The 19416-nt window shown below is 40.9% G+C and carries 20 protein-coding genes; 10 read left to right on the top strand and 10 right to left on the bottom strand.

Annotated features, from left to right (window positions below):
• Window positions 1–99 precede the first annotated feature (99 nt).
• From NMK36_RS23420 to ndhC, 5 genes are all read right to left on the bottom strand, one after another.
• Window positions 100–1362: a M16 family metallopeptidase gene (locus NMK36_RS23420; RefSeq protein ID WP_072718239.1), complete on the bottom strand. Its 1263-nt coding sequence runs from the start codon at window positions 1360–1362 to the stop codon at window positions 100–102.
• Window positions 1363–1653: 291 nt separating this feature from the next.
• Entirely contained in the window at window positions 1654–3213 is a 1560-nt protein-coding gene (locus NMK36_RS23415) for an SdrD B-like domain-containing protein (protein WP_072718240.1), read from the bottom strand.
• Window positions 3214–3513: 300 nt separating this feature from the next.
• Window positions 3514–4017, bottom strand: a complete 504-nt coding sequence (locus NMK36_RS23410) for an NAD(P)H-quinone oxidoreductase subunit J (RefSeq protein WP_254174736.1) — start codon at window positions 4015–4017, stop codon at window positions 3514–3516.
• The gene (gene ndhK / locus NMK36_RS23405; protein WP_139294997.1) at window positions 4010–4732 is read right to left on the bottom strand and encodes a photosynthetic/respiratory NAD(P)H-quinone oxidoreductase subunit K; all 723 of its coding nucleotides are present in this window, start codon (window positions 4730–4732) and stop codon (window positions 4010–4012) included. The genes NMK36_RS23410 and ndhK overlap by 8 nt, the downstream gene beginning before the upstream one ends.
• A gap of 14 nt (window positions 4733–4746) precedes the next feature.
• Entirely contained in the window at window positions 4747–5109 is a 363-nt protein-coding gene (ndhC, locus tag NMK36_RS23400; protein ID WP_072718243.1) for a photosynthetic/respiratory NAD(P)H-quinone oxidoreductase subunit C, read from the bottom strand.
• 316 nt (window positions 5110–5425) lie between these two features.
• On the opposite strand from ndhC, the gene NMK36_RS23395 reads away from it, so the two are divergent.
• From NMK36_RS23395 to NMK36_RS23360, 8 genes are all read left to right on the top strand, one after another.
• Window positions 5426–5755: a rubredoxin gene (locus tag NMK36_RS23395; protein WP_072718712.1), complete on the top strand. Its 330-nt coding sequence runs from the start codon at window positions 5426–5428 to the stop codon at window positions 5753–5755.
• A 24-nt stretch (window positions 5756–5779) separates the two neighbouring features.
• Window positions 5780–6787 (top strand): photosynthesis system II assembly factor Ycf48, encoded by a 1008-nt coding sequence (locus NMK36_RS23390; RefSeq protein WP_072718244.1) that lies wholly within the window; start codon window positions 5780–5782, stop codon window positions 6785–6787.
• Window positions 6788–6887: 100 nt separating this feature from the next.
• Window positions 6888–7136 carry a cytochrome b559 subunit alpha gene (gene psbE / locus NMK36_RS23385; protein WP_072718245.1) on the top strand — a complete coding sequence of 83 codons (249 nt, stop codon included), beginning with the start codon at window positions 6888–6890 and terminating at the stop codon, window positions 7134–7136.
• A 21-nt stretch (window positions 7137–7157) separates the two neighbouring features.
• Window positions 7158–7295 carry a cytochrome b559 subunit beta gene (psbF, locus tag NMK36_RS23380; protein WP_072718246.1) on the top strand — a complete coding sequence of 46 codons (138 nt, stop codon included), beginning with the start codon at window positions 7158–7160 and terminating at the stop codon, window positions 7293–7295.
• Window positions 7296–7305: 10 nt separating this feature from the next.
• On the top strand, window positions 7306–7425 hold the full coding sequence (locus NMK36_RS23375; protein ID WP_072718247.1) for a photosystem II reaction center protein L: 120 nt from the start codon (window positions 7306–7308) through the stop codon (window positions 7423–7425).
• Window positions 7426–7586: 161 nt separating this feature from the next.
• Complete coding sequence (locus NMK36_RS23370) at window positions 7587–7706, top strand: photosystem II reaction center protein J (RefSeq protein ID WP_072718248.1); 120 nt, start codon at window positions 7587–7589, stop codon at window positions 7704–7706.
• Between the two features lie 382 nt (window positions 7707–8088).
• Window positions 8089–9684, top strand: coding sequence for a B12-binding domain-containing radical SAM protein (locus NMK36_RS23365; RefSeq protein ID WP_254174735.1), 1596 nt, complete (start codon window positions 8089–8091; stop codon window positions 9682–9684).
• Window positions 9685–9823: 139 nt separating this feature from the next.
• Complete coding sequence (locus NMK36_RS23360; RefSeq protein ID WP_254174734.1) at window positions 9824–10732, top strand: hypothetical protein; 909 nt, start codon at window positions 9824–9826, stop codon at window positions 10730–10732.
• Between the two features lie 28 nt (window positions 10733–10760).
• Here the strand turns inward: NMK36_RS23360 and NMK36_RS23355 are convergent, their stop codons facing one another.
• Window positions 10761–13619 carry a glycerol-3-phosphate acyltransferase gene (locus tag NMK36_RS23355; protein ID WP_254174733.1) on the bottom strand — a complete coding sequence of 953 codons (2859 nt, stop codon included), beginning with the start codon at window positions 13617–13619 and terminating at the stop codon, window positions 10761–10763.
• Between the two features lie 231 nt (window positions 13620–13850).
• Here NMK36_RS23355 and psb35 point away from each other — a divergent pair, with 231 nt between their 5' ends.
• Window positions 13851–14021 (top strand): photosystem II assembly protein Psb35, encoded by a 171-nt coding sequence (psb35, locus tag NMK36_RS23350; protein WP_186440307.1) that lies wholly within the window; start codon window positions 13851–13853, stop codon window positions 14019–14021.
• Between the two features lie 225 nt (window positions 14022–14246).
• Here the strand turns inward: psb35 and NMK36_RS23345 are convergent, their stop codons facing one another.
• The 4 genes from NMK36_RS23345 to NMK36_RS23330 all read right to left on the bottom strand — a co-directional run bounded on the left by NMK36_RS23345 (window position 14247) and on the right by NMK36_RS23330 (window position 17968).
• Window positions 14247–15005 carry an LmeA family phospholipid-binding protein gene (locus tag NMK36_RS23345; protein ID WP_072718250.1) on the bottom strand — a complete coding sequence of 253 codons (759 nt, stop codon included), beginning with the start codon at window positions 15003–15005 and terminating at the stop codon, window positions 14247–14249.
• Between the two features lie 244 nt (window positions 15006–15249).
• Window positions 15250–15807 carry a Uma2 family endonuclease gene (locus NMK36_RS23340; protein WP_072718251.1) on the bottom strand — a complete coding sequence of 186 codons (558 nt, stop codon included), beginning with the start codon at window positions 15805–15807 and terminating at the stop codon, window positions 15250–15252.
• Between the two features lie 96 nt (window positions 15808–15903).
• On the bottom strand, window positions 15904–16524 hold the full coding sequence (locus tag NMK36_RS23335) for a pentapeptide repeat-containing protein (RefSeq protein WP_437126711.1): 621 nt from the start codon (window positions 16522–16524) through the stop codon (window positions 15904–15906).
• Between the two features lie 28 nt (window positions 16525–16552).
• Complete coding sequence (locus NMK36_RS23330) at window positions 16553–17968, bottom strand: HD domain-containing phosphohydrolase (RefSeq protein WP_072718253.1); 1416 nt, start codon at window positions 17966–17968, stop codon at window positions 16553–16555.
• 260 nt (window positions 17969–18228) lie between these two features.
• Here NMK36_RS23330 and NMK36_RS23325 point away from each other — a divergent pair, with 260 nt between their 5' ends.
• A complete protein-coding gene (locus NMK36_RS23325) occupies window positions 18229–19251 on the top strand; it encodes an adenosine deaminase (RefSeq protein WP_254174732.1) in 1023 nt (340 codons plus the stop codon).
• Window positions 19252–19416 lie beyond the last annotated feature (165 nt).

Below are 19416 nucleotides of genomic sequence, written 5' to 3'. Positions count from 1 at the left end.
TAGATGCGTCTGTACACAAGTTAATGATTTCCCATCTCTCCTCATCCCCTCATCTCCCCGTCCCCTTGTCTCCCCGTCCCCTTGTCCCCTTGTCCTCCCTTATGGCTGAACAACCATGACTGCATAATGGTTTAAATTCAGGAGTTCGGTCACAATATTTTGGAGTTCTAAAGGCTGAAAGGATTGAATTTGTAGGGGATAAGTTACGGATAAATCAGGTTGTGCGACGGTGAAATAATATCCATATAACCCGGCTAACTGTCCTGGAGTCTCCGTTGAAAAGGCATAGTCATTACAGAGAAAACGTTGACTTCGCCTCAATTCGGTTTCAGAAATTGGCTCAATCATTAATTCATGAATTTCTTCACAAATTAAGTCTTCTACTTTCTCTAAATTTTGAGGTTCTAATAAAGCACTAATTGTAAATAAGCTAGACTCTTGTTGTAAAGAAAAATCGCTGCAAATATCATGGACAAGCTGAAGTTTCTCTCGCAGTTTTTGGACTAATCGAGAAGTTCGTCCCGATGCGATAATGGAAGAAATTAAATCTAAGCCATAAGCTTGTCTTAAATGGTCAATTCCTGGCCCTGTCCACGCTAAGGTTAATCGTGCTTCTTCAATATAAGGTAAACGCAGTTCTCGGCGACGAATTTCTTTAATTTGGGGGCGAACCACCTCATAAAGATGGGGGAAACTAGCAGGGGGGAAAAAATTATCAAAGGCTTCATGAATTAAATCCAAAGCTTGCTGCTCCTCCACACCCCCAATAATCACAACCGCCATATTTTCCGGTTGGTAACGACATCGATGGAAGCAACGCATTTCATAGGGCGAGTGTTCCATTAATTTCGCTTCTGTACCCAAAACAGAACGACTGTAGGGATGACGTTCATACACCGTTTCCATCAAGGCTTGAAAACTCAGCCAATCAGGATCATCTTGCGCTTGACGAATTTCTTCTAAAACCACATCCCGTTCTCGATTAAACTCGCTTTCGGGAATCGTTGCGTGTAGTAATAAATCCCCCAAAGCCTGCAATGTTTCCTTCAAATATTGAGCGGCAGTTGTAATATAAAAATGAGCATAATCGTGACTGGTAGCAGCATTCGCCACACCCCCACAACTTTCAATCACTTGATCGAACACACCAGGGCCAATCCACTCTGTACCCTTAAAAATCATGTGTTCTAAAAAGTGCGCCATTCCTGACCACATATCCGGCTCATAAATGGCACCAGCCCTTACCCAGACATCAACAACGACAACTGGGGTTGCCGGAATTTGCTGGTGAATAACCGTTAAACCATTATTCAGCTTAAACGTGCTGGCGGGAAACGTTGACGTTGCGAAAACTTGAGACAAATTGTTAAGTATTAAACTCCACTTAATCTAGCCTACTCTAAATTAATCAGGAGTAACCGAGAAAATCTGAGTATCTTGATACAAATTGCCGACGGAAGAACCCTTGCTTGTGACTGGCAGCAGAAAATAGAACATCGGGAGTCGCTTAACTCGGTGAACCAACAATTCAGCGTCTAGGTGTGAGGGAAAAAAATATCATCCTAGAGCAAGGCTAGGGGCTGTGTAAGCCAGGCTGCTGCTCTAGGATGATATAAGTATTAAATAGATAGCAAAATCAATGCTATGTCCGTTTTAAACGACAGTGGTTCCCGGAACGGGAATTAAAGCGTTTTGGTTAATGGCGGGACTGGGTTGGAAAGTCGCCAAACCAACGGCAACTTGGGCTGCTTGATTCGTACCTAAGATGACATTAGGAACGGCAGTGGTTAAGAACTGATCCGTTGTCCGAACAATGTAGTCCTTGGGAGTGTCAAGATTCAAGAACCCGAAGGAACCCGCCGCATCACTCACTGAACTCGGTTCACTGGAATCTAACTTGGAGTTGTTATTGAGGTCAAGATAGATTTCCGCACCGGGCAGATTGGGTTCACCCGGTTGAACAATGCCATCACCGTTAAGATCATTGAAAACAAATCCTGTGATGCTGTCCGGTAAGACGGCACTTGCTGTAGGAGCAAAAGTATAGAGGAAGTTAGCCTGAGCAGAACCTGCTGGAATCACCGGAGCATCAATTGTAGCCCCAGGCAGAGGTGAAGTTCTAACGTAGCTAGTCGTTGGGGGAACGGAAGTTACGGGGAAAGACTTGGCGACAGAAAGGGGATCGGCTAAAAGCTGGTAAGCGAGATAGGGGTTTTGAGCTAAGGTTTCGTTAGATTGCTGTCCAACATTAGTATTTAAGCCTTTGATAATGTAAGCCCCATCAGCACCACTCACCGTAGACTTTTCACCTAAGTCAAAGACGTTATTTCCATTAGAATCAATAAAGACCGTAACGCCTCGAATTCCGGGTTCTGAAGCTTCGGGGAAGCCATTACCATTCAGGTCATTAATGACTTTACCGTAAACACTATTGGGAGCAACAACACCCAGATCGGCTCTGGTGGTCGAGCCACCAAAGACATCAACCACTAACGGAGTATTGGTTGTTGATAAGAGATCACCCAGAATCGAGTTTTCTCCTGTTACCTCAGAAGCTTGAGCAATTCTCAACAAGTAGGAACCCGGGGGTAAAACATTAAAGTTATAAAACCCGGCTTCATTCGTAAAAGTGCTAGGTTCGTTGGAGTTGAGGAAACCATCGTTGTTCAGGTCAATGTAGACCGGAATATTGGGTAACGTCGCATCCGTAAAGGGATCGTATATCTGAGTATTGGCAAACCCATTGGTATTGACAATCAGGTTGCCGTTACTGTCGTAGATGTTGGAATTATAGGGAACGATATTGCCGTTATCGTCGTAGACGTAGTTGTAGAGACCGAGCAGATTGTTATCTACAAAGACAGCCCCTGCAATGTTGCCACTCAGAGACGGAACAACGGGGGTAACGGCTCCAGTATTGGCAATGTTAAATGTAGCTGTGTCTGCGGCTCCTGTTAGGGTGACAGGTTTGGCTACCGTTGTCCGTGTAAAACCTGGAGGAACGACTTGTCCAACTTGATAGCTTCCTGCCGCTAGACTGGGAAACGAATAAAAACCGTTAATGTCAGTGATCGAAACTTTTTCTAGGGACTCGGGTAAACCATTGCCATTGCTATCTAAAAAGACAGTGACATTGGGAAGTGCAATATCTCCAGCATCAAAGATGCCGTTGAAATTAATATCATTAAATGTTGTACCGTTGAGAGTGCTCACGATTTGACTCCTCCACCAAAGTGAATTGCGAAGACCGATTCCGTTTAGCTGCGGGCGTAACCCGTTGCTTACCCTTGTAACTACACCCCTTAATTTAGAATAAGCGAGTGTATCAAGTCCAAGCCGGATATGAATTCTACATTATCGTAGGCAACTATATCAGACTTCCTAGAGATCTGGCAATTTGGATCGCCGGATTGAATTGCATCTTTCAATTAAATTTAGGTTTGAGCAACACCAGCACCCCATAAGCCATCGGGGTGCTAGAAGCTCATCAATATCTAAGGGCTGGCTTTGCCCTCAATAGGCATCTTGCAATTCATGGAAATCAGGAGAGATATAATCTTTTCTTAAAGGCCAACCGACCCAATCTTCCGGCATTAAAATCCGTTTGAGATTGGGATGACCTTCGTAGACGATACCATACATATCGTAGGATTCTCGCTCCTGAAAATCGGCTGCTTTCCAGATCCAGTAGACTGAAGGGACTCTGGGATCATCCCGTGGAACGAAGACCTTGACGCAGATTTCCTGGGGTTGTTCCACATTGTCATCAATTTTAACTAAGTGATAAACGCTGACTAAGGCATCCCCAGGGCCAGCATCATAGGCGCATTGACAACGCAGACAGTTGAACCCATAGGCATACAAAGCAGTGGCTAAGGGGATCAAATAATCTCGATCCACTTTAATCATTTCCACGCCCATTGTATTCGGGCCAAGGGATTCATGCTCAAAGCCATTTTGACTGAGCCATTGAGAAACTTTTCCGGCTTCAACGAGGGGGGCTTCGGAATTAGCCACGTTTTTCCTCCTTTGTCCGTTCGGCAATTAAAGCGGGAGGAATCGGCATTCCCATAGCTTCGGTTAACTGTTTGGGGGGAACTTGACGGGACTCGGTGACTAAATATTGGCCGGTTAAAATCGGTGCAACCGGTTTCATATTATGACGACGGGTGTAATAGCGATGGGTTTGTTGAAGATTAGCCCGTTCTTGCAAGGAATCATCCGAAATTTTCTTACGCAGTTTGATCACCGCATCAATAATGGCTTCGGGACGAGGAGGACACCCCGGAATATAAACATCCACAGGAATTAATTTATCAACCCCTCGCACGGCCGTTGTGGAGTCCATGCTGAACATTCCTCCGGTAACGGTACAAGCTCCCATGGCAATCACATACTTCGGTTCTGGCATTTGTTCGTACAAACGCACCAAAATCGGAGCATATTTCATGGTGATGGTTCCGGCGGTAATCAATAAATCCGCTTGTCGAGGACTAGACCGAGGAACCAAACCAAAACGGTCAAAGTCAAACCGAGAACCAATTAAAGCGGCAAATTCAATAAAACAACAAGCTGTCCCGTACAACAGAGGCCATAAGCTAGACAGCCTTGCCCAGTTGTAAAGGTCATCCACCGTTGTCAGAATCACGTTTTCCGAGAGTTCCTGAGTGACTTGGGGACGCTCAACCGGATTGATAATTTTTTCCATTTCGGGTGAAATGCTTTGAGTCATGGTTTTATCACCTTTTATGACCATTCCAAGGCACCTTTACGCCAAGCGTAAACCAGTGCAATGACGAGAATTGCAATAAATATCAGGGCTTCAATAAAAGCCAAGAGTCCCAAATTATGAAAGGCAACGGCCCAAGGGTAGAGAAACACGGTTTCAACGTCGAAGACGACAAACACCAAGGCGAACATATAGTATCGGATGTTGAATTGAATCCATGCCCCTCCGATGGGTTCGTTCCCCGATTCGTAGGTGGTGCGACGGACACCACTCCGGCTTTTGGGTCGTAGGACTTTGGACGCGCCCAAAGCCAGGATAGGAACTAGGCTGCAAATGATTAAGAAGCCTAAAAAATATTCGTAGCCACTAAGAACAAACACAATAAATCACAGATCGCGCTAGGTTTGTAACTGATTTTTTACATTTTGACATAATCCCCCGTTAATCTTCGATCTAACCGGGAATTCTTAAATTTACAACTCTGTAAGATTTTAAAGCTTGATCGTCATTCCTCTGCCGTTAAGGGTCGTACCCATTTCACGAAAGTCCTGTTTCTGGATTTTCGGGTAGTGGGGGATACTGTTCAAATCTACGTCTGCTGTTCATACTGATGTGGGAAGGTTTGTTGTGATTTGCTCAAATTTTGTAATATTATTTAATAGTTATTCTAATAATCCTCAACTCATCCCTGTTCAAATGAGTGAACCAGCCACTGAAGTGACAGCCCTTGATCGCCATGAGTGTAAGGCTTGTGGCTATGTCTATGAGCCAACCAAAGGCAGTTCTAATGTTCTTGCGGGGACAGCGTTTACAGATTTACCGACAAAGTGGCGTTGTCCCGTCTGTGGCGCACCGAAAAGCCAGTTTATCAATATTGGCTCTGAGGAAAACCCCTCTGGGTTTCAAGAGAACTTAGGCTTTGGTTTGGGGGTAAATACCTTGACCGCCCAGCAAAAGAATCTCCTAATTTTTGGGAGCTTGGCCCTGGGATTTTTGTTCTTTATGAGCTTGTATGGCCTAAATTGAGGGATTAAAATTTCATTGAATCTAATGCACATTGTTAAATTTTTGCAAAAAATCGTTATAGTCTTGACAGTTGCATTAATTTGTGCAAGCTGTCGATACCTGCCCCAACTCAGTTACAATCCCTGGGAAGTGGTTCCCACTGAAACCCAAGCGAATTTAGCTGACATTGCCTTTACCGGAACCAACCCGAAACATGGTTGGATTGTGGGCAGTGACGCGACGCTATTGGAAACCACCGATGGGGGCGACCATTGGCAAGTCAAGCAACTGGATTTAGGGGAAGAAAAAGTTCGCTTCAACGCCATCAGCTTTAAGGGGTCTGAGGGCTGGATTGTGGGACTACCCTCCATTTTGTTGCATACGACCAATGAAGGGAATAAGTGGGAGCGAATTAGCCTCAATGCTAAATTACCCGGTGCTCCATATAGTATTGTGGCTCTTAGTCCCAATACCGCAGAAATGACAACGGATGTGGGAGCGATTTACCAAACCGAAGATGGCGGGAAAACCTGGAAAGCTCTCGTTGAAGATGCCGTAGGTTTTGTCAGAAGTCTGTCTCGTTCTGCGGATGGTCGCTATATTAGCGTTTCGGCTAAGGGGAATTTTTACTCAACTTGGGAACCGGGATCTAAAGCGTGGGAACCTCATAACCGTTACAGTTCTAAACGGTTAGAAAAGATTGGTTTTGGTCAAGATGGCCGCTTGTGGATGATTGCTCGGGGCGGTGAATTGCGGTTTACTGACCCAGAAGATATCCAAGCCTGGGGTGATCCGGTTAACCCAGAATATTCTACCAGTTGGGGATTTTTAGATTTAGCTTATCGCACTCCTGAAGAAATTTGGGTCAGTGGCGGGAGTGGAAATCTTCTGTGTAGTTTTGACGGTGGCCAAACTTGGCAGAAAGATCGGGGAATAGAAAATGTCCCATCGAATCTGTACAAAATCAAGTTTTTCGACCCTGAACAAGGGTTTGTCCTGGGTCAAAGGGGGACATTACTCCGTTATCAAGGTTCGACCCCAGAAGCGGCTTAAATAAACCTGAGATAAATCAATGGAGTAGGCTTGTTCCACATTCCCTGCTCCCGTATCATATAGATTTGAGTGTTCAACCGTTGCTTGAGGAGATTTAACGATGTCAGGAACAACTGGAGAGCGTCCTTTTGGCGATATTATTACCAGTATCCGGTATTGGGTGATTCACAGTATTACAATTCCGGCTTTATTTATTGCAGGTTGGCTGTTTGTCAGCACCGGTTTAGCTTACGATGCCTTTGGAACCCCTCGCCCTGATGAGTATTTTACTCAACAACGCCAGGAACTTCCGATTGTAAGCGATCGCTTTAATAGCAAAGATCAAATTGGCGATTTCATTAGTAAATAGTTGACAAAGGAGTTTAATAAAATGGCAACTGGTACCAGTTCCAATGAACCGATAACTTATCCGATTTTTACAGTCCGTTGGTTAGCCGTTCATACTTTAGCAGTACCTACGGTTTTCTTCCTCGGTGCGATCGCGGCCATGCAATTTATTCAACGATAGGAGACTGACAATGGAACGGAGTAATAATCCCAATCGTCAACCTGTTGAGTTGAACAGAACTTCACTCTATTTAGGTTTGCTGTTGATTTTTGTTCTGGGTATTTTATTCTCCAGTTATTTCTTTAACTAACTGGATTTTTTCTCGATTTAACGATTTTGGATTCACTTCGTGACGCTTCGCGAACGTTGATTGAGGAAACATATTTTTTACCTAAATATTCATCCTAAATCTCATATCCAAAATCTAAAATCCCTTGTCAATTAAGCTTTTGAATTAACGAGGTAATAGCCGTGTTGCAATCAGGTAGACTTCCCTTGTGGTTAATTGCCACTGTTGCGGGAACAGGTGTTTTAGTTGTGGTTGGTTTATTTTTCTACGGTTCTTATGTGGGTTTAGGTTCTTCCTTCTAAGACCGATGTAGGTTGATGAGCGCGAGGTATCGTGTCTCTACCCGCTCGAAAGTTGAGTATAAATTTCCCTAAAACTTTCATACTCATAACAAAATCCCGCTCCCTTCCATTGAGTGGGATTTTTGTTATACAGCAGGGAACGGGGAACCGTTAGGAAAAGTCGATAGCGGTGACATAAATGCTTGTTTTAGAATTTAAAGTTAGAGCAAAAAAACAACAGTATAAAGCGATAGATTTTGACTGGAGCAATCCTGTTAGGGCAAGTCGATTCGTTGAACAAAGAATCTGCCGTCACATTGCTTTGCGATTGACAGTGAGAGTGTCAAAGCAGGTTAAGCTAGAATAAAAGTACATTTCAAGGAGTGTTTTATTGATTAATTCTGTGAGTGCTTCTGTTTTTGATTCTGAACGTTTGCTGTTTAGTCCCACACCTTCTAATTTAGATGCCATTCCGATTATTTTTGCTTTTCCCAATGAATATACCGTTGGTATTACCAGTTTAGGATATCAACTGGTTTGGGCGACTTTAGCTATGCGTTCTGATGTAGAAGTAAGTCGTTTATTTACTGATGTGCATGAACCCTTACCTCAACAACCTAAACTCGTCGGTTTTTCCTTTTCTTGGGAACTGGATTACGTTAATATTTTTGAGCGTTTAGAATTCCTCAATATTCCCCTGCGTTCGGTTCATCGGACAGAAAAACATCCCTTGATTTTTGGGGGTGGCCCCGTATTAACTGCTAATCCCGAACCTTTTGCCGATTTTTTTGATATTATTTTACTGGGTGATGGAGAAAATTTATTAGGCGATTTCATAGACGCTTATCAACAGGTTTCTCAGGAATCGCGCTCGACACAATTACGACATTTAGCCCTAATTCCAGGAATTTATATTCCCAGTTTATATGAAGTATCTTATGACAGTTTAGAAGGTAACATTAAAGCCATTAAACCGGTAGATTCTAATACTCCTCCCGAAATCCAAAAACAAACCTATCGCGGAAATATTTTATCCGCTTCAACGGTTGTTACGGAAAAAGCGGCTTGGGAAAATATCTATATGGTGGAAGTGGTTCGCAGTTGTCCTGAAATGTGCCGTTTCTGTTTAGCCAGTTATTTAACTTTACCCTTTAGAACAGCTAGTTTAGAAGCATCTTTAATTCCAGCGATTGAACGGGGACTGCAAGTAACGCGGCGTTTAGGTTTATTAGGTGCGTCCGTCACACAACATCCTGAATTTGATGAATTATTGAATTATTTAACTCAACCGAAATATGATGATGTGCGTTTAAGTATTGCTTCCGTTAGAACAAATACCGTTACCGAAAAATTAGCAAAAACCTTAGCAAAACGAGACACTCGTACCTTGACAATTGCAGTTGAAAGTGGTAGCGATCGCCTACGAAAAATCATCAATAAAAAGTTAGAAAATCAAGAAATTATTCAAGCCATTATTAATGCTAAAAATGGCGGTTTACAGGGGATGAAACTCTATGGCATGGTGGGGATTCCGGGGGAAGAATTAGAGGATGTAGAAGCCACAATAGACCTAATGAAGACGTTAAAAAAAGCAGTACCGGGCTTTAAATTAACGCTCGGTTGTAGTACCTTTGTGCCAAAATCCCACACTCCGTTTCAGTGGTTTGGGGTAAATCCCGATGCAGAAAAACGACTGAAGCTATTAGAAAAACAATTAAAATCCAATAACATTGATTTCCGACCTGAAAGTTATAAATGGTCAGTGATTCAAGCTTTACTTTCTAGGGGCGATCGCCGTATTTCCCATCTGTTAGAATTAGTAAGAAACTATGGAGACTCCCTCGGAAGTTATCGTCGCGCCTTCAAAGAATTACGCGGAAAATTACCCCCAATGGAATATTATGTTAACCAAAATTGGGATTTAGATCAAGTCTTACCTTGGCAACATCTTCAAGGCCCTTTACCCGTCAATACCCTCAAAAAACATTTGTTAACCTAGGGAAATAGCCTAGTCACCTGTCGTCATCCCATCTCAATAATAGACAAGAGGAATGAGAAGAGCATCTCCTAGAGGCGATCGCTAAAAAATATTAAATGGGTTCTATAATTGAATTATTAATGAGGCAAGCCAAATTAACATGGAAATTAACCCTAATCCCCTCGAATTTCTAAGTGCCCAAGTGCAAAAAACGGTTGCCGATACCCAAGATTTAGCGAACAAAATCTCTGCTCAAGTTCAAGAAAGTACCAATGTCGTAACAGCATGGGCAGAATCCGTGCCAAGTTCAATGGTGAGTGCGGGGGTAATTGCCACTCAAGAAGCCTTTAAAGTCGCCCATAATATCCGGTTTGAAAACCTACCAACAGGGTTACAATTAAAATTTGCGAGGGCTGGTGTACGCCAGGGAATGCGAAATGTTCAAGAAGCCGCAAAAGTCTTTGAATCCATACCCGCCCAAATTCGTGCCCAAGGGCCAGAAGCCATTCGTAATTTCTGTCAAGATAAAGATTGGAGTCACATCAAAGCCCACGTTAATGGCGGGGGAAGCGAAGCCAATAACGGGATTTTTGAATATTTTTGGGTGAATCGTGCTCGTGGTGGGGTAGATATGACTGCTGAAGAATTAGCAGTGGCTAAAAAAGTTTTAGCAGATGCTGCCTTTAAAACAGCAGTTACCGAAATTGTTCAGGTAACAATTAAAGGCGCGATTGTTGCAGCAGTTATTGAGTTAGTCTTTTCTATTTTGGAGAATTCATTATTGTATGTTGAAGGCAAAATTACCCAGTCAGACTTGATTCAAAATGTCGCTACTGCCACCGCTACTGCTGGAATTACGGGCGGTGTAATGACGGGAATTTTGTTAACAATCTGTATGATTTTTCCCCCTATTGCCACACTTTTAGGTGCTGCTGCAATCCCCTTAGCCGTTGCAGGAATTGGTTTTATGGGAATTCGCGCTTGGGAAATTTTTTGTCATAGCGATCGCTTATTTGGAATTACTGAACAAACCCAAAAATTACTAGGGATAACCGAAGCGACAATTTAAGTAGCTAGAAACGAGAGATTTTCTATTTTTAATCCTCCAAAATTTCAACAGTTCCTTGATAACCATCAACTCGCACTCGTTGACCATCTTTTAAAGAGGTGGTAGCCCCTTGAATATTCATCACCGCAGGGATACCATATTCTCGTGCGATAATAGCACCATGAGAAAGTTGTCCGCCGACTTCAGAAATAATCGCTTTTGCGGTTAATAAAATGGGCGACCATCCGGCATCGGTGTAGGGAACAACCAGAATTTTATCCTCTGTTTGATCTATAATATTAGTTAAACTACGACAAATTTTAATGGTTCCTTCCACACAGCCAATACTAGCAGGAATTCCTTGTAAAATTGCAGCATTTTGAATATTTTGTAACCGATGTTTCGGTAAGATAGTACCATAAACAACGGGGAGAATTGTGCGATCGCGATCTTCTTGAAAAATGTTCCGACGTTGATGAACTTTCGGAAGAAAATCGGGTTCAATATTCTGTTCTATCCAAGCTTTGATTTCATCCCATTCTAAATAAAAAATATCTCCCGAATTTTCTAATATTCCTTGAGCAATTGCTTGGAATTCTATAGCCAAGATTGTCCATCGCAAATGAGCTAAAAGTTTCCCATAAACTTCAGCGATTTTGCTTTTCGTTAACGTGCGTTCATAACATTGAGCTTGCCGCCATTTTTCCCATTGATTTAAGTTAGAAACGTTTAAATTTTCCATGCGGTAGTTTACATTTTTGATAATTTTGAATAGCATTTCTTTAAATATTTCTGGTTGTTCTAACCAATTCGGTACAGAAATATCGGTTCCCACTTCACTTAAATAGCCATAGGTTTGTAACCAGGTTTCAAATTGTTGATGAAATTGTTGATTTTCTGCGAGTTTTTGCTCGAAAGATTGATGAGTAATGGGTTCGGTTTCTGTAAAAGTTTCTCTAATTTGATCGGCTAGAGTTTGTAATGCTTGCATTGAAGCAACTTCTGGGGAAGTATGGGTAGGGATCCAAGCATCAGAAACTTTAAATAAGCTTCGACGAATGGCTAACCCAATGGGTGCAATAATATTATAGTAAGTCGCTAATTTTAATGTTTTTTGTAGGGTTTCTGATTGTTCTAAGAGTTGAGTTAAGGTTAGTAATTCAAGAGATTGATGAGATTCAATCTGTTGTAATGTAGGTAAAAATAGCTGTTCTAAATCTCGTTTAAAATCTTGATCTAAATGCCGTTCTCGTTGAATTAATCGCCATAAACCGGGTAATGAAGGGAAGAGTTTACCCAGGGGAGGTTTTCCCATTTTTTGCCCTCGGACTAAAAACTCTAACCCCTGTTTAGGTAATCCCATTAACGTAAAGATTTCTCCTAATAAACTGGCATTAAAATAGGCATGGGAAGCGAATAACGTAGCAGTTTGTTTAAAATCTAAATGGGAAACTTTTTTTCCTAAAACTAAGGTGAATAGTTCACCCCAAACCCCACAGGTTAAGGGGCGATTAATTGACCAGGTTAAGGGAGGAATGACCCCAGGAATGACTTCTGCTGCGATAGTTCTTGTCCAAATAGGGCGTAAATTAGTAATCGGACGAGTTTGCAAAATCCAAACTTTGACTCCATCCCAACACCATTCAATATCTTGGGGGATACCTTGATAAAAAGCTTCTATATCTTGGGCGAGTTGAACTAATTCTAAAATAACTGTTTTTGGTAAAAAACTAGGAAGCTCTAACTCCTCTATTAAGGTATTGATTTCTATTTCTAAATGTACCGGAGTAAATTGACCCCCAACTACTAATTCTGCCCCCCCTCGTAAGGCTTCAATAATAATTTGTGAACCCCCATCTAAGGGGTTGCGAGTAAACATCACGCCTGCAACTTCACTGGCTAAATAAGGTTGAATTAATACAGCAATTCCCGCATCAGGAAGGTGTTGATTTTGACGATAGGAAATCGCTTCAGGAGTCCAATAGGATTGACGACATTGAATAATAGCAGGTTGTAATTCCGTCGGAGAATAAATAGGGCCAATGGTTTGATATTGTCCTGCTGCTGATGAGTTGTTACTATCTTCTCCAATAGCAGAAGAACGGATAATTAAGGGATAATTGGTTAATTGAATTTGTTTTTTAAAAGGGATATTAATATCTTCTAAACGGTTAATAGCTGGCAAAACCCACCCTAAAGGAACTTTAAACCCAGCCCGTTTTAATTCACTTAATCGGGTTGCTTTTTCGCCACAGTGTTGAATATCAAGTTTATCTTTTAAGTTAAAATATTGTTGTTTCATATACAGTCCTACATCATCTTTTTGAGCTAAATTAATGATAACTAATTCAACCGCTAAACCGATCACTGCCACCAATTCCCAAGGAGAAAAGGTAGGAGATTGGGATTTTTGATGCCAAAACCACACCCAAAATATCGCACTTAAACACCCTAAACGGGATGCCCAAAGTCGAGAAGAAGACTTAGAAATGGGCAATAATAAATAACTAACTCTCCAGATCATTAATCCAGTGATTCCGCTACTGACGGCAATAATCGGAGAATAGACTAATATTCCCCAAGTTGCATTGGTAACGCCTCCACCTTTAGCAATAAAATATCGTCCTGCGACTAATAAAATTAAACTGACGATTTGCAAAACTGGAGTATTGGGGAATAAAATCTTGGCAGTAATTACTGGAATAATCCCCCGTGCTATTTCTAGGATAACAGCAATGATTCCCGCTTGTTTTCCTCCCTGGGAAAAGGCTGCGGAAACACTAATATTTCCTGTCCCTAATTGTGATAAATTTTTCCCAGATAAGAGTTGGACAACCCAACGGGTTAGGGGTAATGCCCCCAAACTAAAGCTACCCAATAATAGTAATAGTATTACGCCAAAATACATGATCAATATTTTCCTGTAATGCGGTTTTAGGGGAAGCTTGTTATCGTTATCTGGTGAATGATAATATTTTAATGACTTCTGGGGTTTCCGTTATTTTTAATCCTAATCCCGATTCTCCCTGCTATTGTGATGATATTGGCGTGGGTGTAATTCAAAGAAGTTTTAGCTTTTAATTAACAAAAAATGAGATAATCGTTAAGGTATCATTAAATTAAGGAACAAATCGGTCTTATGGCAAGTAATACCCTATGGATTCCGATTGCAGTGCTTGTTGTCGGATTTATTGCGGCAGTCAGCATTGGATCAATTGCTTGGTATAATTCCAAGCGTCCTCCCGGTTGGGAAGGTAAAGAAAGACCGGACTATATTCCTAAAGTCAATTCAGAAGATGAGAAAAATTAAGGATAAAATCGGTCTGTAGATCTGGAGTTTTAATTTCCTCGAATGAGAGGTGCTATTTTTACGCCAGATCCGGATCGGTTTTTACTCATCTTTTCAGGTTTCAAACGTTACTGTCAAGATGAAAGTCGGGAAGAACAGTTGCTTTTCCCGACTTCAAACTCAAACCGATTTTCTTTAACAACTCTCCTCCGACAATTGAATGTTTAACGACAAACCAACAACGGTTTAGTTTTTCTTTCCTTTCGGAAATTGGTTGATTTGAGCAGACCCATAAAAAATCAGAGAATTGTTTTGAATTCGCAGTCGATCAACCTTTAATTGGGTTCCATCTAAGGCGAACTTGTCGAGATCTAATAAATCATTGACATGGTTCACCAAAGCTTGACTCAGGTTAATAGCCTCCTGATTTCCGCTATATTGGACATCGACAAATCGGATTTTTTGACGGTCTTGCACCTCCACTTGAGTTGTAAAATCAACTTGAACAGGTTCCTGTGAATTTCCGAGTAGAATTTCTGATTGAATTCGCAGGGCTTTTTCAGGAGTAATAGTCATTAAAGTTTGAGTAAACTTTAAGGGTTCTCCCTGATATTGAAGGCGCTGAAGTTTTTCGACTACAAACGGGGTATTAAAAGAGTCCGTTAAGTCTTCCTCTGTTAACACGACCCGTAAACTCGCTTGAGTTGGTTGTCGTAACTTCACTTGACCTGTAAAAATGGCGCTGAAATCAATAGACACCGCTTGCACATAGAGTTCCATGACTGCAATGCGGAGGCCATTGTACATCAGCATCCCGTTTCCGATGAAATCAAAACCATCGACGCTTCCCTGCAATAGCTTGGCTACAGGTTCCGCCCGAACGTTGGCTTCAATTTTTTCAGAACGCTTGAACAAAGCCGCGATCGCAGTCCCGACAACCTTGCTGACGAGGCGATCGCCACTTTGAGTCTGAAAAGAAGTGCTTCCAAACAAAGCCTGTACCATTCCTATGCTCGCTAGCCGACCTACCTATTATAACTTTTTATGAAGTTTTGTAAAAATTAGTAATGCTTATCGAAGGCATAGTTGAAAGTTAAACCAGGGATGGTTGTTACAGGAAATGGTGAACCCGTTAGAATGGTTGAGTCAATCGTCACCCAATAGCGCGTATAAGTCGTGTTGGCTCTTAAGGTACACAACTTGATCCGCGATCGCTATGCTGTAATAGAGCATTTGTCCGAGTTGCCGATTACAAAATCAACCATTCAAAAATTTGATTAACGGTTAACTGTAACTTAATTTCTGTTAAAATAGGTAAGGGAGTATCTCCCCGTAAAAGTTGTACCCGTTGGTCAGCAAATACAATTAAAACTGTTTCTTCATCGGGGTCAATTAACCATCCTAATTCCGTTCCATTTTGGGAACAATGCAACAAATTTCCTAAAACTTTGGTTTGACTTTGTTCAGGGGATAAAATTTCAATTGACCAATCAGGATGAACCTCGAATCGATTAGCAATTCGACCGGAAGAGGTGCGAGAAATTCTTTCCCATCGGAATACAACAACATCAGGAACAATTGCATTTCCCCCAAAACTACAGCGTAATTCAGGAAACGCATAGGCAATTTTGTGAGGTTCAGCAACGGCGTTAATCACCTCACAGAGTTTACCTTGAATTAAACTATGTTCACCTTGGGGCATTGGCTTGGGTCTAATTTGACCATTAATAAATTCTTGAGCAGGTTTCGTTTCCGGTTGTTGCAGGAATTCCTCTAATGTTAACTTTGGGGTGGTCGTTTGAATCATCACTTTGAACCCAATTTCTGTTTTAATTTTGATACTTTATTACCCTTAAAGTAGGCACTCCTAGGCAATATCATTAAAATCAATCCCTGTGTTCTGTTAGGTGTTCAATTGATCGCTTCCTAACGCTGTTCCTTCCAAACAAGCACCTTCTAAAATAACACCTAAAAATACAGTTTGTTCAACAATGGCACAAAGTAAATTAGCTCGTTCTAAATTAGTTCCTCGAAGAATAGCACCAGATAAATTAGCTTCTTCTAAATCAGCTTGAGATAAATCAGCCCCCGATAAATTTGTATTTCTTAAATCAGCTTGACATAAAATTCCTTGAGATAAATTCACACCGCGTAAATCAGCCCCCCTGAAATCAATTCCACTTAAATCTATATTTCCACAGGTCGCTCCGGTTAAAAATGCCCCGATAAAACTCGCTTCTTGAACCTCGGCATTGATCAGAATTGCTCCTCTTAAATCAGCATTTCTTAAGTCTGCTCTTTGCAAATTTGCACCGGATAAATCAGCCCCTCTTAAGTTAGCTCGAAGTTGAGATCCTTGTAAATTAGCACCGGATAAATTAGCACCGGATAAATTAGCACCGGATAAATTTACCTCAGCTAAATGGGCTCCCGATAAATCCATACCGGATAAATTCATATTACTGAGGTCTTTAATAGTTCCTCGCTTAATAACATTGAGATCAACAGATGGGGATTGAGTCATAGTCATAAAAAGTGATGATTTAAACTTGTTAAACTTTAGATTCTTTTGGGGATTTCGATTTTGAACTTAAGGCTTCCTCTAACCAAACGTTGGGTAATTGGCTGGGTTGAGTTGGCAATTGTATTAATCCAATTTCAGCTAATTTTACAACATTTTTCAAGGCTTCAACTAATGCCGGATCAAACCGAGTTCCACTCAACTCCTGACATTTTTCTACCGCCTCTGTTAAGCTATGGGCGTGGCGTTTTCCTCTAGGATGAGTTAAGCTTTGGAAATAAGCAACTAACCCTAAAATTCGAGCTTTAATATTAATTTCTTCTCCTTTTTGCCCATCGGGTTTCCCACTGCCATCCCAATATTCTAACTGATGAGCAACTACATCCCGAATAATTGCTAATTCTGGCATCGACTCTAATAATCTTGCTCCAATTAAAGCCCGTTCTGACCAAAACTTGCGAGTCGCATCATCCATTTCTTCTGGGCTTTGAGTAAATACTTCATCCGGTGCTGAAGACAACCCAATTCTATATAATAATCCGGCTAATTGTAACCGCCTTAATTTCACCGTAGGCAGATCTAAAATTTGTCCAAGGGTTTCTGATAAGGCAGCGACTTGTAAGGAGGCACAGGGGTTATTTTGATCTCGTTCATCAACCCGTTGCGCCATTCTTAAAAATGCTTGTAATTTATTGCCAGTAATATTGCGACTGATTCGTTTTGCTTGTCCTTCTAATTCCCAGAATTCGCGGTTTTGGCGGTTAACAGTAATCAGTTCTTGTTGAGAAGATTGTAAATAACTGACAATCCGAGAAACGACTCCGGTTAAATCAGGAACTTGATGATAAGGTGTAGCTATAATTTCCTGATACTGTTGCAATAAACAATCTGCTAATTCAGCATTATAGGGTCGAAAACGCTCAATTAAAATTTTAGCCGATTCTCGAACTAATTTTTGATCAAATGTCCATAATCCATAAAATTTTCGTTCTGTATCAATCGTGGGTTTGGTATGAGCCGGATATTCATCAGGCATTAATTCATGGCATAATACCATTGTCGTATAACTCGGAGCTAGAATAATTAAATTCCACTCCATTACCAAACTATCAGAACGGTCTAAATTAATTAAAGAAACATTTTCTAACTGTCCGGTGCGATGGGTCAAAAACCCACTATCTGCAACGGCGCTAATCACAACATGACGACAAGATTGAACAACATCAAAATAGCGATCAGCTTCTTGAAGATACCATTTTCCCTCTTGAAATGTCACTAACACAAGAGGTTGTTGCTCTGGAGGTGCATCACTATTTTGCAAAATGTGATCTTCAAGTGCATGACAGAGTGCAACTAGCGTATTCTTGAAATAGACACCATAACTAGAAGGCAGTTGACCATCCGAAAGGGAGGCTTTAAGCTGATTGAGCGTGGATTCTGGATTCATTGGCAAACGCGAGTCCCGACTATTCCTTAAATCTTAACTGCTATGGGCAGAATTATAAAAGTAAATAGCTAAAAATTTTAATTTTCTGGTCGAGATCGCCCAGAATTTAGGATAGGATCAATCCATCAAGGATATTACAGCTTTTAAACCCCTCCGCATTTTCTGTTTAATTTTAGCTTGATCTGACTTAACAAGAAAAAAAACAGGAATAGGGTGGAACAATACTGTCGATTTGTACTGAAACAATAGGGAAAGTAGACATGATCACTGAGTTTATTCAACAGATTCCTAAAGCCGAATTACATATTCATATTGAAGGATCGTTAGAACCGGAATTTATGTTAAATTTAGCTGAACGAAATCAGATTAAATTACCCTTTACTTCGGTGGAGGAAATTCGACAAGCTTACCAGTTTAACCATCTCCAATCTTTTTTAGATTTATATTATTTGGGTTCTAGGGTATTATTGACAGAGCAAGATTTTTATGATTTAACTTGGGCTTATTTGGAAAAAGTAGCTTGTCAAAATATCCGACATACTGAAATATTTTTTGATCCTCAAACCCATACACAACGCGGAATTCCCTTTGAAGTTGTACTGTCAGGTATTGATCAAGCCTTACAAGCAGGACAGAAAAAATTAGGCATTTCTTCTCGGTTAATGTTATGTTTTTTGCGCCATTTAAGTCCAGAGTCTGCGATGGAAATCTTAAAACAAGCGATTCCATATCAAGATCAAATTATAGCAGTAGGATTAGATTCTTCTGAACAAAACCATCCCCCCTCTCAATTTAAAGACGTTTTTGAAGTCGCTAGAAATTTAGGCTTTTTAACCGTTGCTCATGCGGGAGAAGAGGGGCCTCCAGAATATATTTGGCAAGCGATTAATTTATTAAAAGTTTCTCGAATTGATCATGGAGTTCGCTGTATTGAAGATCAGAAGTTAGTCCAGTATTTAAAAGAAAAACAGATTCCTTTAACGGTTTGTCCCTTATCGAACGTGAGGTTAAAGGTTTTTCCAACTTTACAACACCATAATCTCAAAACCCTTCTGGATTTAGGATTATGTGTTACGGTAAATTCTGACGACCCAGCTTATTTCGGAGGGTATATTCTGGAGAATTTTCTCGAAACTCAATCCGCTTTAAACTTTAGTTTTCAAGAGATTTATCAATTGGCTAAGAATTCTTTTTTAGCGTCATTTTTAGGGGAACAGGAAAAGCAAAATCGAATTGATGAGTTAGACCAATTTATGCAACAGTTTACACAAAAATTAAGTTAAGCTGTTCAGTCTCTAAATTTGATCCAGCTTAATTTCCTAAACCCCATATCCTACACTTGAGCTCAATAGTTAGTTTTGAAATAGGCAGGTTATTGCTATTTTCACTTTTTTTGTAGTAGGATAATTTGTACTTTTTAAACAGAGCAATTTCTTTCGCCTTGATCT

Source organism: Planktothrix pseudagardhii (assembly GCF_904830925.1).
Lineage (GTDB): Bacteria > Cyanobacteriota > Cyanobacteriia > Cyanobacteriales > Microcoleaceae > Planktothrix > Planktothrix tepida.
This window is presented reverse-complemented; position numbering and strand designations above follow the sequence as displayed.

Coding starts and splice junctions, on each gene's coding strand:
- ndhK (WP_139294997.1), bottom strand. CDS start 4,732: ATGACTCAAAGCATTTCACCCGAAATGGAAAAAATTATCAATCCGGTT.
- NMK36_RS23395 (WP_072718712.1), top strand. CDS start 5,426: ATGAGTGAACCAGCCACTGAAGTGACAGCCCTTGATCGCCATGAGTGT.
- NMK36_RS23390 (WP_072718244.1), top strand. CDS start 5,780: ATGCACATTGTTAAATTTTTGCAAAAAATCGTTATAGTCTTGACAGTT.
- psbE (WP_072718245.1), top strand. CDS start 6,888: ATGTCAGGAACAACTGGAGAGCGTCCTTTTGGCGATATTATTACCAGT.
- psbF (WP_072718246.1), top strand. CDS start 7,158: ATGGCAACTGGTACCAGTTCCAATGAACCGATAACTTATCCGATTTTT.
- NMK36_RS23375 (WP_072718247.1), top strand. CDS start 7,306: ATGGAACGGAGTAATAATCCCAATCGTCAACCTGTTGAGTTGAACAGA.
- NMK36_RS23360 (WP_254174734.1), top strand. CDS start 9,824: ATGGAAATTAACCCTAATCCCCTCGAATTTCTAAGTGCCCAAGTGCAA.
- NMK36_RS23355 (WP_254174733.1), bottom strand. CDS start 13,619: ATGTATTTTGGCGTAATACTATTACTATTATTGGGTAGCTTTAGTTTG.
- psb35 (WP_186440307.1), top strand. CDS start 13,851: ATGGCAAGTAATACCCTATGGATTCCGATTGCAGTGCTTGTTGTCGGA.
- NMK36_RS23345 (WP_072718250.1), bottom strand. CDS start 15,005: ATGGTACAGGCTTTGTTTGGAAGCACTTCTTTTCAGACTCAAAGTGGC.
- NMK36_RS23340 (WP_072718251.1), bottom strand. CDS start 15,807: ATGATTCAAACGACCACCCCAAAGTTAACATTAGAGGAATTCCTGCAA.
- NMK36_RS23335 (WP_437126711.1), bottom strand. CDS start 16,524: ATGACTCAATCCCCATCTGTTGATCTCAATGTTATTAAGCGAGGAACT.
- NMK36_RS23330 (WP_072718253.1), bottom strand. CDS start 17,968: ATGAATCCAGAATCCACGCTCAATCAGCTTAAAGCCTCCCTTTCGGAT.
- NMK36_RS23325 (WP_254174732.1), top strand. CDS start 18,229: ATGATCACTGAGTTTATTCAACAGATTCCTAAAGCCGAATTACATATT.